The organism is Pseudomonas sp., from assembly GCF_030683065.1.
Classification (GTDB): Bacteria; Pseudomonadota; Gammaproteobacteria; order Pseudomonadales; family Pseudomonadaceae; genus Aquipseudomonas.
The window spans coordinates 15,606-31,577 of record NZ_JAUXMX010000016.1; the positions used below are offsets into that span (position 1 = coordinate 15,606).

Sequence of the window (15,972 nt, forward strand, 5' to 3'; positions counted from 1 at the left end):
AAAAAGGCTATGTACCCATTACGTGTTGCATGGGGCGCCCGGGGAAGCATGACACTACTTGCAGCGGCCGCAATCGGTAGGGTGCGCTGTGCGCACCAGGCGTCTGTGGCGGCGCTGGTGTTGGTGCGCGCGGCGCACCCTACGAAGCCAGCCCCCTAAACCTGGGCGCCGATGCCTGAGCGCAACAGAGGATGGGGACATAGCCAAGAAAAAGCCCGCTGCGGGAGCGGGCTCATGTGACTAGCGGAGAAGCGACAGCTTAGAACGCCGGCACGACTGCGCCCTGGTATTTCTCTAGGATAAAGGCTTTGACTTCAGGGCTGTTCAGCGCCTTGGCCAGTTTCTGCATGGCAGCGCTGTCCTTGTTGTCCGGGCGGGCGACCAGGATGTTTACGTAGGGCGAGTCGCTGCCTTCGATGATCAGCGCATCCGCGGTCGGGTTGAGCTTGGCTTCCAGAGCGTAGTTGGTGTTGATCAGCGCCAGGTCGACCTGGGTCAGTACACGCGGCAGGGTCGCGGCTTCCAGTTCCCGCACCTTGATCGCTTTCGGGTTCTCGGCGATGTCTTTCGGCGTGGCGAGGATGTTGCTCGCGTCCTTCAGGGTGATCACGCCGGCCTTTTGCAGCAGCAACAGGGCACGGCCGCCGTTGGTGGCGTCGTTGGGGATGACCACGTTGGCGCCTTGCGGCAGGTCCTTGAGGTCCTTGATCGTGCTCGAGTAGGCACCGAAGGGTTCGACATGCACGCCGGCGACGCTGCTCAGCTCGGTGCCGCGGCTCTTGTTGAACTCATCGAGGTACGGCTGGTGCTGGAAGAAGTTGGCGTCCAGGCGCTTCTCGGCGACCTGCACGTTAGGCTGCACGTAGTCGGTGAAGACCTTGATCTCCAACTCGACGCCGTCTTTGGCCAAGGTCGGTTTGACGAACTCGAGGATTTCCGCGTGCGGCACGGCGGTGGCCGCCACGCTCAGGGATTCAGCCTGGGCAGCGCTGGAAAACGCAGCGACGACAGCGATGGCAGTCAGCAATTTTTTCATCATGAAGCTCCTTGTGGGATGGATACGGGGTTCGGCGGATAGCCGCTATACAACAGGACGTAGGAGCCAGCTTGTTGTGGTCCGGCACGCCGGCGATCCTTGCCAAGGCTGATCGCCAGCAAGCTGGCTCCTACAACAAACCGTTTATTTTCTGGAGAAATGCACCACCAGCTTGTCGCCGGCGGTCTGCAGAATCTGTACCAGCACCAGCAGCAGCACCACGGTGACCAGCATCACGTCGGGCTGGTAGCGCTGGTAGCCATAGCGCACCGCCAGATCGCCAAGCCCGCCGCCGCCGATCAGGCCGGACATGGCGGTGTAGGACACCAGAGTGATGGCGGTCACCGTCACCGCCGCAAAGATGCCCGGCAACGCTTCAGGCAGCAGGGCGTTGACCACGATCTGGCGGGTGCTCGCCCCCATCGCCTGGGTCGCCTCGATGATCCCACGATCGACTTCGCGCAATGCGGTTTCCACCAGGCGGGCGAAGAACGGCGTGGCCCCCACCACCAGCGGCGGGATGGCCCCGGCCACACCCAGCGAGGTGCCGGTGACCAGCACCGTGAAGGGAATCATCACGATCAGCAGGATGACGAAGGGCACCGAACGCAGGATGTTCACCAGCAGCGATAGCACGCTGTACAGCGCTTTCTGCTCGAACATCTGCCGTGGGCTGGTGAGGAACAGCAGCACGCCCAGCGGTAAACCGAGGATCACGGTAAACAGCAGCGAGCCACCGAGCATGCTCAGGGTGTCGAGGCTGGCGTAGCCGATTTCCGCCCAATCGACATTGGGTAACAGGCGGGTCAGAAGAGCCTCCATCAGCGCAGCACCTCCATGTGCACGTCGGCGGCAGCGAAGCGCGCTAGCGCGGCATTCAGGTCGCCGCCAGTCAGGGCCAGGGTCAACTGGCCGTAGGGGGTGTCTTTGATGTGATCGATGCGCCCGGCGAGGATGCTGTAATCCACCCCGGTTTCACGCGCCACGGTGCCGAGCAGCGGCGCGTAAGTGGCCTGCCCCTGAAAGGTCAGGCGCAGGATGCTGCCGGCCACATGGGCGAAGTCGTCATGCCGCGCGCCTTCGTCGACCTGCTCGGTTTCTTGGACGAAGCGCTTGGTGGTGGCGTGCTGCGGATGCAGAAAGACATCGGCCACCGAGCCCATCTCGACGATCACGCCGGCATCCATCACCGCCACGCGGTCGCAGACCCGGCGAATCACGTCCATTTCATGGGTGATCAGCACAATGGTCAGGTTCAGTTCGCGGTTGATCTGCGCCAGCAGTTGCAACACCGAGGCGGTGGTCTGCGGGTCGAGAGCGCTGGTGGCCTCGTCGCACAGCAGAATCTTCGGCTCGGTAGCCAGGGCGCGGGCGATGCCGACGCGCTGCTTCTGGCCGCCGGACAGCTGCGCCGGGTATTTGTTGGCGTGCTCGCTGAGACCGACCCGCGCCAGCAGTTCGGCGACCCGCGCCTGCATGGCGCTGCGCGACAATACCCCAGCCAGTTTCAGCGGCAGGGCGACGTTGGCGGCGACGGTCTTCGACGACAGCAGGTTGAAATGCTGGAAGATCATCCCGACCCGCTGACGGAAGCGCCGCAGGCCAGCTGCATCCAGCGCGGTGACGTCTTCACCATCGATCTCGATGCGCCCGCCCGAGGGTTCTTCCAGACGATTGATCAGGCGCAGCAGGGTGCTCTTGCCGGCACCGGAATGACCGATGATGCCGAACACTTCGCCACGGGCGATCTGCAGGTCGCTCGGCTGCAAGGCGGGGATATCCTGGCCACTGACGCGATACGCCTTGTGAACCTGATGAAAGTTGATCACGCATTAAACCTTTTGGGTTTGTAAAACGGCCGGGTGGGCACAAAGGCGCCTAGTCTACCCGGCACGCTTTAGGCCGCAAAAATCTTTGTGGGCCTATGGTTATAGCTAAAAAGCATGAGCCAGAGCGGCACCAACCGCGAGTACAGGTCATTGCCACGGGCAGCTGCCTGGTCTAAGGCTGCGGGCTCAGCAGCAGTTGCGGTGCCTGGTCGGGTTCGATTACCTGGCTCATGACCGGGCTGAAGTCCGGGTCGAGACGCTCGATCCGCGCCTTGAGCAACGGTGCGAGCCACAGATAGTCGCCGGCCTGACGAACCTGGATAGCCACTGTGCAGCGGAAGGTGACCACATCCGCAGCGACCGCATCGAGCAGCCGGTACAGCCCCTGGTTGTCCCGGCTATCGAGCATCGGCAAGGCAATCGCACTGCTGGACGCAGCCGGATCGATCAGTTGGGCGTGCGGCACGGGGGCCTCTTCGGGCAACTGGATCGCCCTGAGTGCAGCGGCCTGCCGCTCGGCGGCCTGGCGCAATTGGCGCGCCTGCTCACCCCGCGCCGCCTGGGCTTGGGCCGCAGCCTGTTCGGCGGCGCTGCTCGCAAGGTCCGCCGCATCCAGCTCGGTTTGTCGAACCTTGGCAATCGCGCCACCCAGCCCGGTGGTCAATGCGGGCGCCTGCGGCATCAACATACGCGCCCGGCCGAGGGCCTTGGCCGCACGCTCCAGGTCACCGACCTGCAGGGCTGCTTGGCCTTGGCGCAGATAGGCTTCGGCCAGCTGACGCTGATACACCTCAAGGCGAGCGTCGCCGCTGGCGCGCACGTTTAGGGATTTGAGCTGGCTTTCGGCTGCGCTCAACTGGTCTTCGGCCAGGCTTTGCTCGAGCAGGCGAAAGTCACCGAGCAGCTCGTCGGTGATCGGGCCTGGTCCTTGCGGCGCGCTCTGGCACGCGGCCAACAGCAGCGAAATAGCGAGGATGGAAAGACAACGTGAGGCGTACGAGATCATTTCTGCGAGTCTCATGTTGGGCAAAAAACGGCCAATTCTACACCGCCCAGCCGAGCGCAACCAAACCTTGCTGCGACTGTATAGGGTGGATGACGCTCTATCCATCCACCAATCGCGATGGTGGATGAAAAAGGCATCAGCTACGCGCCCCGATTCATTGCCCTACACGGCTCCCGTAGCCTGAGCCTTACGCCGTGCGCCGCGGCAGGGCGAAGCTGAGCAGGAACAGGCTGGCCGCCGAGACCACTATCGAGGGTCCGGCCGGGGTGTCCTGGAACCACGACAGGCTGAGGCCACCGCACACCGCAACGATGCCCAGCAGGCTGGCGCCCAGGGCCATCTGCTCCGGGGTGCGCGCGTGGCGCTGGGCGGCGGCGGCGGGAATGATCAGCAAGGAGGTGATCAGCAGCACGCCAACGATCTTCATCGCCACGGCGATCACCACGGCGATCAGCAGCATCAGGCTCAGGCGGATCGCCGCCACCGGCAAGCCTTCCACCCGTGCCAGCTCCTCGTGCACGGTGATCGCCAGCAGCGGACGCCAGAGCAGCGTCAACAGCACCAGCACCAGGGCGCTGCCGCCAAGAATCCAGGCCAGGTCGCTGGGGCCGACGGCCAGCAGGTCGCCGAACAGGTAGCCCATCAGGTCAATCCGCACATCTTTCATAAAGCTCAAGACGACCAGACCCAAGGACAGAGTGCTATGGGCAAGAATCCCGAGCAGGGTGTCCGAAGCCAGCGGCTGGCGGGTCTGCAGGGTCACCAGCAGCACCGCCAGCAGCACGCAGCCGACCGTCACCGCCAAGGTCGGACTCACATCGAGCATCAGGCCGAGGGCGACGCCGAGCAGCGCGGCATGCGACAGGGTGTCGCCGAAATAAGCCATGCGCCGCCAGACCACGAAAGAGCCGAGCGGACCGGCGACAATGGCCAGGGCCAGGCCGGCAAGCAGGGCGTTGAGCAGAAAATCAGCCATGCTTGCAGCCATCTCCGTGTACATGGGGTTGCAGCGGGCCTTTGATATTCAGGCCGGCGCTCGGTTGGTTGACCACGGCGCCATGCAGGTCGTGCTCATGGTCGTGGCGGTGGTGATAGATCGCCAGGCTCTGGGCGTCCTGGCCGAACAGCTCGACGAACGCCGGGTCAAAGCTGACCTGCTCCGGGTGACCGGAACAGCAGACATGCCGATTGAGGCAGACCACTTGGTCGGTGGTGCTCATCACCAGGTGCAGGTCATGGGACACCATCAATACGCCGCAACCATGGCGGTCGCGCAACTGGGTGATAAGGCGGTACAGCTCGGCCTGGCCGCTGACATCGACGCCCTGCACCGGCTCGTCGAGCACCAGCAGCTGCGGCTCGCGCAACAGCGCCCGGGCCAGCAGCACCCGCTGCAGCTCGCCGCCGGAAATACTCTGCAAAGGACTGTCGATCACCTGGCTGGCGCCGACTTCGGCCAGCGCCGCCTGAGCGCTGGCACGATCAACACCGGGCACCAGACGCAGAAAGCGCAGCACACTGAGCGGCAGGGTGGCATCGACATGCAGTTTCTGCGGCATATAGCCGATGCGCAGCTTCGGCTTACGCCAGACACTGCCGCTATCGGGCTTGAGCAGGCCGAGTACGGCGCGCACCAGGGTGGTTTTGCCGGCGCCATTGGGACCGATAAGGGTGACGATCTCGCCGGGCTTGACGCTCAGTTGCACATCCTGCAACACGCTCTGGCCGCGGAAGCTGACACCAATCCCCTCAAGGCGAATCAACGCATCGCTCATGCGGCCTCCTGGCAACCCGCGCAGAGACCAACTACTTCCACGGTCTGCCCTTCGACCACAAAACCGACGCTCTGCGCGCCACTGACGATCGCGTCACTGATCGCGGCATACTCCAGCTCGATGGCCGCATGGCAGCTGCGGCAAATCAGGAACTGGCCCTGGTGGGCGTGCGTCGGGTGACTGCAGCCGACAAAGGCGTTGAGCGAGGCGATGCGGTGCACCAGGCCGTTTTCCAGAAGAAAATCCAGCGCCCGATAAACGGTCGGCGGTGCGGCGCGGCGGCCATCCTGCTCGCTTAACACGGCGAGGATGTCGTAAGCCCCCAACGGCTTGTGGCTCTGCCAGACCAGCTCCAGCACGCGTTTGCGCAGGGCAGTCAGGCGCAGCCCCTGCTGCGTGCAGATGCCTTCGGCCTCGGCCAGGGCATGGCTGACACAATGGGAATGGTCGTGGGGACGTGAGGCGAGCGGTGGCTGAGTCATTGGGCGAGGACGGCAAGGGCGGGAGACGTTATTATATTACCCGTTCCTTCCAGCCTGAGTGTCCTCCGTGTTGCGTCTTTTTTCTGCTGTCAGCCTGCTCTGCGCCATTTTCCTCACCAGCCCTGCCGCACTCGCCGAGGTGCGCGTGCTGACCAGCATCAAACCCTTGCAGCTGATTGCCGCGGCCGTGCAGGACGGTGTCGGCAGCCCCGAAGTGCTGCTGCCGCCAGGCGCCTCGCCGCACCACTACGCGCTACGCCCCTCCGATGTGCGGCGGGTACGCGAAGTGACGCTGCTGTACTGGGTTGGCCCGGACCTGGAAAGCTTCCTGCCGCGGGTACTGGCCGGGCGTAGCCAACCCAACGTCGCGGTGCAGGACCTGCCCGGCATGCACCTGCGTCACTTCGGCGACAGCCATGCCGCGCACGAAGGCCATGATGACCATGACTTGGGCCACGATGATCATAAGGCGCACAACGCGCCTGACCAGGGGGCCGCCGACCAGCACGATCACAATCATCGCCCCGGCAGCCTGGATGCCCATTTGTGGTTGCTGCCAGCCAACGCCCAAGTAATAGCCGCGAAAATGGCCGCCGACCTGGCCAGCGCCGACCCGGCCAACGCACCGCGCTATCAGGCCAATGCTAACGCCTTTGGCGAAAGCCTTGAGGCCCTCGACCAACGCCTGAAAACCCGCCTGAGTGGCCTGGCCGGCAAACCCTACTTTGTCTTCCACGAGGCCTATGACTACTTCGAGGCGGCCTACGGGCTCAAGCACGCCGGCGTATTTAGCGTGGCCAGCGAGGTGCAGCCCGGCGCCCGGCATGTGGCCGCCATGCGCACCCGTTTAGAGAAGGCCGGGCCGAGCTGTGTATTCAGCGAACCGCCGATGGTCCCACGCCTGGCCGAGACCCTGACCGCCGGTCTGCCGGTAACTTTGGCTGAGCTCGATACCATGGGCGCGATCCTGGCTGTAGATGGCAACGGCTACGAGGCCTTGCTGGATAACCTGGCCAATGGCTTGGTCGACTGTTTGAGCGCTTTATAAGGCCTCGCAGGCCGTCAATGCTGCGCGCGTGACAACGCTGGAAGTCATGCGCAGGTTGAGCCATGCTTGGCCGACATGCTCGCGCATGCCATAACAATAAGCAGGCAATGCCTATCAACACCCGTGCATAGGCAAAACCGTAGCTGTACCACCATCGCTGCTCTATAAAGATTTCGACTAATGGTCTTTCGCTGAGGGCATATCTGCCGATAGCCAAGACAATCCCTCAAGGAGAGATACCATGTTGCGTTTCTTCGCCGACCTCGGCTTTCGCTGGAAAATCACCCTACCTATCGGCTTCCTGGCGTTGTTGCTGGTGCTGATGGGCTGGTCAGGCATGCGCGGCATCAACCAGGTAACGGAGTCCAGCACTCAGCTGACCAAACGCTACCTGCCGGCCATCAGCCTGCTACTCAATGCTGATCGTGATCTCTATCAGGCCTTTGTTGCCGAGCGCAGCTTGCTCGACAGCAACGCGGGCAGCCACGCCCAAGCACTGCGGGCCAGTCACGCGGAAAATCTGCAGCAAGTTCAGGATCGCGTTCAGCGCTATGCCGCGATGCAGCCAGGTGCCGAGGCACTGGCCCTGGTCAGTCAGTTCAATAATGGCTTTGCGCAGTGGACGCAGGTCTCGCGGCGAGTCATCGAACAAGCCGAGAGCAACCCAAAAGCGGCCAGCGACCTGAGCTTTGGCGACAGCGAACGTCAGTTCGAAGCTATGCGCGATGTCATCGACAAGCTTGGCGAAATGGAAGACCTGGCATCGCTTAGCGAAGGCCAGGCAGCGATAGACGATGGCGCTGCCGCGAACGTGCAACAAGGCAGCATTCTGCTGATCGCCCTGCTCGGTTGCGTGCTGCTGGTTATTGCCCTGCCGCTCGTGGTGCTTCGCCCAATGCTGCAGCTGCTCCATCGCGTCGAGCAGATTGCCGAAGGTGACGGCGACCTGCGGGCACGCATGGACGCCCACTCGGCTGACGAACTGGGCCAGCTTGGTAAAGCGTTCAACCGTTTCCTCGACAAGCTGCAGCCGCTGATTGCCGAGGTCGGCCGGGTTACCGGAGAAGTCGATGCAGCAGCTCGATCCATGGCTGGTATGGCCGCGACCAATGACCGACTGATCAGCAGCGAGCATGCCTCACTCGACCAGGTCAGCACTGCCGCAACCGAGATGAGTGCCGCCGTGCATGAGGTGGCGCGCAATGCACTGAACGCCTCGGACGCCGCGCAGCAAGCCACCAGCCAGTCCCGCGATGGCGCCCAAGTGGTCAGCAGCACCATCCAGTCGATCCGCCAACTGGCCCAGGAAGTGGAAAGCGCATCGGAAACCATTGCCGCCCTGGCCCAGGAGACCTCCAGCATCGGCGCCGTACTCGAAGTAATCCGCGGCATCGCCGACCAGACCAACCTGCTGGCCCTGAACGCCGCCATCGAGGCCGCGCGGGCCGGTGAACAAGGCCGCGGCTTTGCCGTGGTGGCCGACGAAGTCAGGGCGCTGGCGGGACGCACCCAGGACTCGACCAAGGACATCCAGGTGCGCATCGAGCGTCTGCAGGCCGGGGTCGACAAGGCCGTGCACGCCATGCACGCCGGCAGCAGCAAGGCCCGCGACAGCGTCGAGCGTGCCGCCGGGGTCGATCAGGTGCTCAGTGACACCAGCGCTTCGGTGCTGCGCATCAACGACATGGCCGCCCAAATTGCCACTGCCTGCGAAGAACAGAGCAGCGTCACCGAGGAAATAGCACGCAACATCACCGACATCCGCGACCTGTCCAACGACGCCGCCGCCAACTCCGCCCAGAGCATGCAGGCCAGCCAGCAACTCTCCAGGCTATCAAAGACCCTGGCAGAACTGGTCGGCCGCTTCCGCGTCTGAGCCGGAGGCAATCAGGCAGAAGCGTAACGGTAGCAAGACCACGATTCACCCTTGAACGCCACGGAGAAATCCGTGGTGTTTTTGCTGATTTCTGAATAGCACAAAATGGAGAGGGGTCGCGGAAGCTGGATCAGGACGATTTCGGCCCTTGGTGACTGGAGCCGGTCGTGACAGGCAGGAGTCGGCCCAGAAGCGGGCGCCTGAAATAGGCCAAATAAATCTCTAGCCCCCCTTTTTGCTACTGCCTGCCGCATTCAACGCGGCAAGGCTGTCGGGGGATCTGCTCAAAACCCGCCTCAATAACCGGTCATTTCCAGAAATCCGCGCCCTCCCAGGCTGCCGGTCAAGCTGACCGGTCCTTCCCAATAGGGAAACAGCGTGGCCATCCATGCCTGCGGCTGTAGCGCTGCGACCTGCACATCCACAGCATGCTCGGGCACTTCAACCCGCCATGCTGTCGGCACCTTGCGCCCATGCTGCTGAACCGTCCAGGTCACTGGCGTGAGCTTGATCTGCGTTGCATCAAGAGGTGTTGGAACACCCTCGGCGCTGATCCAGGTTCCTGCACGATAATGGTCGCCTTGGGCCTGCCGAACCTGAAACAGCATCAACTTGGCGCCATTTTGCAGATGCAGGGAAAACCAGTCCCAGCCCTGCTGGTCGGCGGCCAGTGGCTGGCTGCTCCACTCGCGATCCAGCCAGGCATTGCCGGTGACGTTGAAGCGCTGGCCGGCACTTTGCACTTCACCGGTAACCTGAAAAAAAGGCTGGCTGAAATAATAAGACGCTTGCCCCTGCCCGGACTTCTCGCTGTAGCCTTGATCCCCATGGGCGACCAGCGGGCCCTTGCTGCTGAGTTGCAGCGCATAGCTGAATTGCTTTCCAGACGCCTGCATGTGCAGGTTCTGCAACCCTGCACCGGCGCTGCTATGCAGCGACCAGTTATCGATCCATGCACGGAAAGGCTCGGCTTGCACCCCGGCCTGGCCAATCCCTCCGCGGGCCAGCGTCTCGGTATGCTGATGCCCCCAAGGGCTGGTCAGGCCAGCATGCCCCATCCATACATTGGGGCTGTTCCAACCCACTTGTTCCTCACCCGGACGCAGGGCCGTGCGGAACAGCGTCCACTGCGCACCCCATTCACGGCCTTGTTCATCGGTCAAATTAGCGGTGACGTACCACCATTCAATGCGATAGCCGTCATGGGCAGCATGATCCTGCGGGAAAACCAGCGGCCGGCCACGGCTGACCGTGGCAAACGCATCGGATGCCTGACCAAGGCCGGCAAAGCCTGCCGTGACGGATGGTTTTTCTTCGCAAGCGGCCAGGAGCACAAACAGCATCAACACGAGTAACCGCTTAGCGTTCATCGGCAAATTGCCTCAATAGATCAGCTGGCTGACGCCTGGACAGTTGCCACAAGGGGCCGGCAGCGGCCAGTAAACTGGTCAGCAGGCCCAGCAAGCAGAGTTGCAGCAATTGCCCGGGGAAAACATACAGCGGCAGGCGCCAGCCGAAGGCTTGCACATTCACTACCGCTACCAGGCACCAGGCCAGCAGCAAACCAAGTGGTATAGCCAGCAACACGGTCAGCCCGGCCAGCAGGACGGTTTGACTCAGGCTCAGCCAGGCCAGGTGCCGGCGCTCAAGGCCCAGCGCCCAGAGCGGCGCCAGTTGCCCAAGCCGACTCTGGCCCAGGGTCAGCAAACTGATGAACAAGGCAATCCCGGCCACCCCCAGGGTCAGGCTGTTCAGCGCAGCAGTGGCGGCAAAGGTGCGGTCGAATACCTGGGTCGACCAGCGTTTCAGGGAAGCCTGGTCAATCAGCCGCGAAGGCTCCAGGCCAAAGCGCTTTTCGAGCGCTTGTTTGACATCATCTGCCCGATTCACTGGCATACGCAGGCTCAAACTGCTCAGACTGGCGTGCGCCCAGTATTGTCGCAGCCAGTCGGCACTCACCAGTATCTGTCCCTTGGGGTTGCCGTAGTCCGCGTACAGCCCAACCACCGGTAGCGCCTGATCACCGCTCGGAGTAACCAGCGTCAGGCTGTCGCCAACACCCAGTTTGAGTTGGCGTGCGAGCTGTTCACTGAGCATCGCCCCCTGCCCGGCATCCAGCTTTTGCCATGCTTGGCCGTGCTGTTCCAGCAAGGGCCAGTGCTGCCGGTAACTGACATGGCTGATGATGCCTTGCACCTGCACGGGGCTGCCTTGCAGGCGCACGTCGATAAGCCATTGCGGCAGGATCGCCTCGATATCCGGCTGCGTGCTCAGCCATTGACTGATTTGCACACCCTGACGGGTATCGCGCGGATTGATGAACAACTCTGCAGACAAACGCTGGTCAAGCCAGCCGATAAAGGTCTTGCGAAAGCCCTCGGTCATGCTGCCAACCCCGACGCTCGCCGCCAATGCCAGTAACAACGCCATCAGTGCCAGCGACAAAGCCGGCAGCTGTTGGCGACTGTCTGCAACAAACCATTCAACCAATGGGCCTCGACAATAGCGGGCCAGCCCGGCCAGCACGCCGTCAAGCAACGCCGGCAGCAGTAAAGCCGCCGCTAGAAGCAGCGAAGCCAGCATGACAAATGCAATGAGCAGGCTATCTCCCAGCTGCCAACAGGCCAGTGCAAGGCCCAACAAGCCGATCGCCAGCAGCGCCTGACGCTTCAGCCAGCGGCTCTGGGCCAGGCGCCAGGCCTGCGGCTTCGCCACTTCCAGCAGTGGCAGGCGGGCCGCGATTAACAGGCTCTTGCCGCCGGCCAGCAATGTTCCAAGCAAACTGATTGCCAGGCCCGCCAGCCACCATTGCGGCGACAAGCTCAGCTGACCGGCGATTTCCGCACCATACAAACCACGCAAACTGGCCGCGACATCGCTCAGCAAGGCACTGGCCAGCAAGTAACCGCTGACCACTCCGGCCAGCCCCCCGAGCAGGGCAAACAGCCCTAATTCCACTGCCAGCGCTGCGATCATTGCACTGAGGCTTACCCCGCACGCACGCAAATTACGCAGCAGGCCACGGCGCTGCTCGAGTGCCAGCCCGATAGAGGCATGCACAATTAGCAGACCGACCATAAAGGCCAACAAACCCAGTGCGGTGAGGTTGAGATGAAAACTCTGGGTCAGGCGCTGCAGATCATCCCCGGGCAACTCTGCCTGAGCTTTCAGGGCCTCCGCCAGTTCGACCGGCAAGGCAGTGTCAGCAAAATCTGTTGGTAACAGCAGCCATGAGAGCTTTCCCGGCAGGTTGAGTAACGCTTGCGCTCGCCCGATATCCACCACGACCAGACCAGGCGCGAGCTGAGCATGCACCTGCAATGGCGGTAGGCGCTGACCGTCTGCCGTCACTGGCTGCTCGCCAGCCAGGAAACCCATGCGCTCGAGCGTATCGGCGGCAATCCAGGCAACGCCCGGCTGGCCGAGAAAACCACCAAGGTCAGCATTGCCCAATGGTTGCCCGGCAACCTCACTGCCGGAGGGTAAGGTCATAGGATCAATACCGATCAGGCGCAGGCTCCGCAGATCGTCGCTGGCAAAACGTAAACGCCCCTCGAGGATCGGGGAAACCGGCCAACCCTGCAGTCGCAACTGGATATAGGCCCGCTGGTCAACATGCAGACCCTGGCGCGCTAACAACCGGGCCGGCGCCGCATTGCTGATAATCGAACTGGCCCGGGCGTAATCTGCCCGCGCCTGACTATTGAGCGCCTGCACGCCAGTCCAGAGCATGGTGGCCAACCACAACCCGGTAAAAATGCTGAAAAACTGCAACGGATGCCTTCGCCAATGACTGAGCAACGCCTGCAAGCTGAGAGCAAAAACACCCATCAGCCTTGCTCCAGCTGGACACGGCCCTGATGCAAGGTCAGCCGGCGTGAAAGTCTTGAAGCCAGCTGTGCGCTGTGCGTAACCATCAGCAGGCTACTTCCGGCTTCGCCGACCAGCTGCAGCAGGAGATTCATCACGGCATCACTGCTGGCCTCATCGAGGCTGCCGGTTGGCTCATCTGCCAACACCAGCGAGGGACGCGAGGCCATGGCCCGCCCGATTGCCACCCGCTGCTGCTGGCCACCGGAGAGCTGCTCCGGGAAGCGCTGCAGAAAGGGCTGCAGGCCAAGCTGCTCGGCCAGATAGTCAATCCACAGGGGGTCATGCCGCCCTGCCAGGCGTGCCTGAAACGCCAGATTGGCAGCAACACTCAGGCTGCTGATCAGGTTGTATTGCTGAAAAACCAGACCAATGCCCTCGCGGCGCCAGCGCGCCAGTTCGGCCTCACCGAGCCCATGCAAGGGCTGATCGTTGACCAGAATGCGACCGCTGTCAGCGCTCTCCAGCCCGGCGATAAGGTGCAGAAGCGTACTCTTGCCGCTCCCCGACTCGCCCATCAACGCCAGACTGTCTCCACCAGCCAGTTGCAAACTCACCCCGCGCAAAACCGCAAGGCTGCCTTGCACGTTAACAAATGACTTGTGCAGATCTTCGACGATTAGCATTGGCTATGAGAACTCCTCAACGGGCCGGCACTCTAGAACAGGGCGCATCATTGCGCGTCGGCTGGCGGCGCTGCAAAGCCCATCATCCGGCTTTGCACTGCACTAGGCCAGCCGCTTGAACAACAACCCCGCTCCGCCCTCGCCCTCGCTGGGCCGTCTCCCCGCGCCCAACCGCCAGCCCTGCGGGCACCCACGATAGCCGGGCATCGTGGCGCCTGCGCAGACTGCTAAGGTGAACTACACAATGTGCGGCAGGAGGACGGTAGATGGCCAAGCGAGCTGCAGGTGGCTCGGCGGCCGCAGGGATTGCCCTGCAGGCGGCAGCGCTGGATATCTGGGCGCAGAAGTACTGCCTGCGCGACCGTGACGGCCAGCCGCTGGATGCCAATATTGATGGCACCTGGCAGCGCATCGCCCGCGCCCTGGCCGAAGTGGAGGCGCCGCAACTGCGCGAGCATTGGTATGAGGAGTTTCTCTGGGCGCTGCACAACGGCGCGATTCCCGCTGGACGGATAGTCGCCAATGCCGGTGCCGAGGCCTACAAGCCGGCGACCTCGACCATCAACTGCACGGTCTCAGGAACCATCGAGGATTCGATGGAGGACATTCTCGGCAAGCTGGTCGAGGCCGGGCTGACGCTCAAGGCCGGCTGCGGCATCGGCTACGAATTCTCCACCCTGCGCCCGCGCGGCGCCCTGGTTTCCGGCGCGGGGACGCAGACCAGCGGGCCACTGTCGTTTATGGATATCTTCGACAAGATGTGTTTCACCATCAGCTCGGCCGGCGGGCGCCGCGGGGCGCAGATGGCTACTTTCGATATCGCTCACCCGGATGTGCGCGCATTTATCGCCGCCAAGCGCGAGGACGGCCGGCTGCGCCAGTTCAACCTGAGCCTGCTGGTTGGCGACGACTTCATGCAGGCGGTAGACACCGACGCCGACTGGCCGTTGCTGTTCCCCGTGCATGCCAAGGAGCGCGCTGCGCTGGATCTCGATGACCCGGCCCAGGCGCGCTGGCGCGACTGGCCGCTGCACGACGGCTATTGCGTGCGCGAAGACGGCCTGGTGGCCTGCAAGGTCTACGCCACGCTGCGCGCCCGTGAGCTGTGGGACGCGCTGATGGCGGCCACCTACGACTACGGCGAGCCGGGCTTTATCCTGATCGACCGGGTCAATCAGCAGAACAACAACTGGTGGTGCGAGGACATCCGCGCAAGTAATCCGTGCGGCGAACAGCCCTTGCCGCCCTACGGCGCCTGCCTGCTCGGCTCGCTCAACCTGACCGCCTTCGTCGAGGCGCCGTTCACCGCCAACGCGCGCTTCGATTGGCACACATTCCGCCGCGTGGTGCGCATTTTCACCCGCCTGCTGGACAACGTGGTGGAGATCAACGGCCTGCCGCTGGCGGCGCAGCGTGCCGAGATTTTCGCCAAGCGTCGGCATGGCATGGGTTTTCTCGGCCTGGGTTCGGCACTGACACTGCTCACGCTGCGCTATGGCAGCCCGCAGGCCTGCGCATTCACCGAGGCGGTGGCGCGCGAGATGGCCCTGACCGGCTGGCAGGTGGCCCTGGAGTTGGCCGAGGAGAAAGGCCCGGCGCCGCTGCTGACCGAAGAATTCGAGGTAAGCGCGGCGATGCTACGCCAGCGCCCGGAGATGCTTGCCGATGGCCATAAGGTCGGCGATCGCCTGCCGGGCCGGGTGCTGCACGCCAAGTATTCGCGCTACATGCAGCGCCTGGCCGAGCATGCGCCGCAACTGGTGGCGGCGCTGGCCGAGCGCGGCGCACGCTTCACCCACCACAGCTCCATCGCGCCCACCGGCACCATCAGTTTGAGCCTGGCCAACAATGCTTCCAACGGCATCGAACCGAGCTTCGCGCACTGTTACTCGCGCAACCTGATCCGCGCCGGGCGCAAGGCCAAGGACAGGATCGAGGTGCTCAGCTACGAGCTGCTCGCCTACCGCACGCGGGTCAACCCGCGTGCCCGGCCCGGCGCGGACGACCCGGCCGAGCAGCTGCCGGACTACTTCGTCAGCAGCCAGGAGATCAGCCCCAGCGAGCATGTGGACATCCAGGCGGCAGCGCAGAAGTGGGTCGACTCGGCGATCTCCAAGACTGCCAACGTGCCCGCCGATTACCCCTTCGCGGCGTTCAAGGACATTTACCGCTATGCCTGGCGCCAGGGCCTCAAGGGTTGCACGACCTTTCGCTTCAACCCGGCGGCGTTCCAGGGCGTGCTGGTCAAGGACGCGGACCTGGCGCGCACCCGCTACCGCTTCGAACTGGAAGACGGCAGCCTGGTGGAGTTGGCGGGCAACGAAGAGGTCGAGTATGACGGCCAGGTGCACAGCGCCGCCAACCTGTTCGAGGCCCTGAAGGAAGGTTATTACGGCAAGTATTGAGCGGGTTTGTCGCGCCGCT

13 protein-coding genes and 1 pseudogene are annotated in these 15,972 nt (G+C 63.3%); 4 read left to right on the forward strand and 10 right to left on the reverse strand.

Annotated features, from left to right (window positions below; translation table 11 throughout):
• Positions 1-259: 259 nt before the first annotated feature.
• From Q8K09_RS03650 to Q8K09_RS03680, 7 genes are all read right to left on the reverse strand, one after another.
• Entirely contained in the window at positions 260-1,036 is a 777-nt protein-coding gene (locus Q8K09_RS03650; protein WP_305253668.1) for a MetQ/NlpA family ABC transporter substrate-binding protein, read from the reverse strand.
• Between the two features lie 144 nt (positions 1,037-1,180).
• Positions 1,181-1,858 carry a methionine ABC transporter permease gene (locus Q8K09_RS03655; protein WP_305253669.1) on the reverse strand — a complete coding sequence of 226 codons (678 nt, stop codon included), beginning with the start codon at positions 1,856-1,858 and terminating at the stop codon, positions 1,181-1,183.
• The gene (locus Q8K09_RS03660; protein WP_305253670.1) at positions 1,858-2,865 is read right to left on the reverse strand and encodes a methionine ABC transporter ATP-binding protein; all 1,008 of its coding nucleotides are present in this window, start codon (positions 2,863-2,865) and stop codon (positions 1,858-1,860) included. Before Q8K09_RS03660 ends, Q8K09_RS03655 begins: the two co-directional genes overlap by 1 nt.
• 172 nt (positions 2,866-3,037) lie before the next feature.
• Positions 3,038-3,871 (reverse strand): hypothetical protein, encoded by an 834-nt coding sequence (locus tag Q8K09_RS03665; protein WP_305253671.1) that lies wholly within the window; start codon positions 3,869-3,871, stop codon positions 3,038-3,040.
• Between the two features lie 187 nt (positions 3,872-4,058).
• The gene (gene znuB, locus Q8K09_RS03670) at positions 4,059-4,847 is read right to left on the reverse strand and encodes a zinc ABC transporter permease subunit ZnuB (protein ID WP_305253672.1); all 789 of its coding nucleotides are present in this window, start codon (positions 4,845-4,847) and stop codon (positions 4,059-4,061) included.
• Positions 4,840-5,646, reverse strand: a complete 807-nt coding sequence (znuC, locus tag Q8K09_RS03675; protein ID WP_305253673.1) for a zinc ABC transporter ATP-binding protein ZnuC — start codon at positions 5,644-5,646, stop codon at positions 4,840-4,842. The genes znuB and znuC overlap by 8 nt, the downstream gene beginning before the upstream one ends.
• On the reverse strand, positions 5,643-6,128 hold the full coding sequence (locus Q8K09_RS03680; protein WP_305253674.1) for a Fur family transcriptional regulator: 486 nt from the start codon (positions 6,126-6,128) through the stop codon (positions 5,643-5,645). Before Q8K09_RS03680 ends, znuC begins: the two co-directional genes overlap by 4 nt.
• A gap of 67 nt (positions 6,129-6,195) precedes the next feature.
• Between Q8K09_RS03680 and Q8K09_RS03685 the strand changes: the two genes are divergently transcribed.
• The 3 genes and pseudogenes from Q8K09_RS03685 (at position 6,196) to Q8K09_RS21225 (ending at position 9,052) form a co-directional block, all read left to right on the forward strand.
• A complete protein-coding gene (locus tag Q8K09_RS03685) occupies positions 6,196-7,176 on the forward strand; it encodes a zinc ABC transporter substrate-binding protein (protein ID WP_305253675.1) in 981 nt (326 codons plus the stop codon).
• Positions 7,177-7,417: 241 nt separating this feature from the next.
• Positions 7,418-8,194, forward strand: a pseudogene (locus Q8K09_RS21220) (MCP four helix bundle domain-containing protein); the annotation flags it as partial.
• A gap of 78 nt (positions 8,195-8,272) precedes the next feature.
• Positions 8,273-9,052 (forward strand): methyl-accepting chemotaxis protein, encoded by a 780-nt coding sequence (locus tag Q8K09_RS21225; protein ID WP_370869481.1) that lies wholly within the window; start codon positions 8,273-8,275, stop codon positions 9,050-9,052.
• Between the two features lie 296 nt (positions 9,053-9,348).
• Here Q8K09_RS21225 and Q8K09_RS03695 read toward each other — a convergent pair whose 3' ends face one another.
• Genes Q8K09_RS03695 through Q8K09_RS03705 form a run of 3 tightly spaced genes read right to left on the reverse strand, consistent with a single transcriptional unit; the run spans position 9,349 to position 13,548 of the window.
• On the reverse strand, positions 9,349-10,422 hold the full coding sequence (locus Q8K09_RS03695) for a lipocalin-like domain-containing protein (protein WP_370869480.1): 1,074 nt from the start codon (positions 10,420-10,422) through the stop codon (positions 9,349-9,351).
• On the reverse strand, positions 10,412-12,883 hold the full coding sequence (locus Q8K09_RS03700) for an FtsX-like permease family protein (protein ID WP_305253677.1): 2,472 nt from the start codon (positions 12,881-12,883) through the stop codon (positions 10,412-10,414). Before Q8K09_RS03700 ends, Q8K09_RS03695 begins: the two co-directional genes overlap by 11 nt.
• Complete coding sequence (locus tag Q8K09_RS03705; RefSeq protein WP_305253678.1) at positions 12,883-13,548, reverse strand: ABC transporter ATP-binding protein; 666 nt, start codon at positions 13,546-13,548, stop codon at positions 12,883-12,885. The genes Q8K09_RS03700 and Q8K09_RS03705 overlap by 1 nt, the downstream gene beginning before the upstream one ends.
• Before the next feature lie 266 nt (positions 13,549-13,814).
• On the opposite strand from Q8K09_RS03705, the gene Q8K09_RS03710 reads away from it, so the two are divergent.
• On the forward strand, positions 13,815-15,953 hold the full coding sequence (locus Q8K09_RS03710; protein WP_305253679.1) for an adenosylcobalamin-dependent ribonucleoside-diphosphate reductase: 2,139 nt from the start codon (positions 13,815-13,817) through the stop codon (positions 15,951-15,953).
• Positions 15,954-15,972 lie beyond the last annotated feature (19 nt).

Excerpts from the sequence above, each read along its gene's own strand:
- Q8K09_RS03705 (WP_305253678.1), bottom strand. The coding sequence starts at position 13,548 with ATGCTAATCGTCGAAGATCTGCACAAGTCATTTGTTAACGTGCAAGGC.
- Q8K09_RS03695 (WP_370869480.1), bottom strand. The coding sequence starts at position 10,422 with ATGAACGCTAAGCGGTTACTCGTGTTGATGCTGTTTGTGCTCCTGGCC.
- Q8K09_RS03710 (WP_305253679.1), top strand. The coding sequence starts at position 13,815 with ATGGCCAAGCGAGCTGCAGGTGGCTCGGCGGCCGCAGGGATTGCCCTG.
- znuC (WP_305253673.1), bottom strand. The coding sequence starts at position 5,646 with ATGAGCGATGCGTTGATTCGCCTTGAGGGGATTGGTGTCAGCTTCCGC.
- Q8K09_RS21225 (WP_370869481.1), top strand. The coding sequence starts at position 8,273 with ATGGCCGCGACCAATGACCGACTGATCAGCAGCGAGCATGCCTCACTC.
- Q8K09_RS03650 (WP_305253668.1), bottom strand. The coding sequence starts at position 1,036 with ATGAAAAAATTGCTGACTGCCATCGCTGTCGTCGCTGCGTTTTCCAGC.
- Q8K09_RS03655 (WP_305253669.1), bottom strand. The coding sequence starts at position 1,858 with ATGGAGGCTCTTCTGACCCGCCTGTTACCCAATGTCGATTGGGCGGAA.
- Q8K09_RS03700 (WP_305253677.1), bottom strand. The coding sequence starts at position 12,883 with ATGGGTGTTTTTGCTCTCAGCTTGCAGGCGTTGCTCAGTCATTGGCGA.
- znuB (WP_305253672.1), bottom strand. The coding sequence starts at position 4,847 with ATGGCTGATTTTCTGCTCAACGCCCTGCTTGCCGGCCTGGCCCTGGCC.
- Q8K09_RS03680 (WP_305253674.1), bottom strand. The coding sequence starts at position 6,128 with ATGACTCAGCCACCGCTCGCCTCACGTCCCCACGACCATTCCCATTGT.
- Q8K09_RS03665 (WP_305253671.1), bottom strand. The coding sequence starts at position 3,871 with ATGATCTCGTACGCCTCACGTTGTCTTTCCATCCTCGCTATTTCGCTG.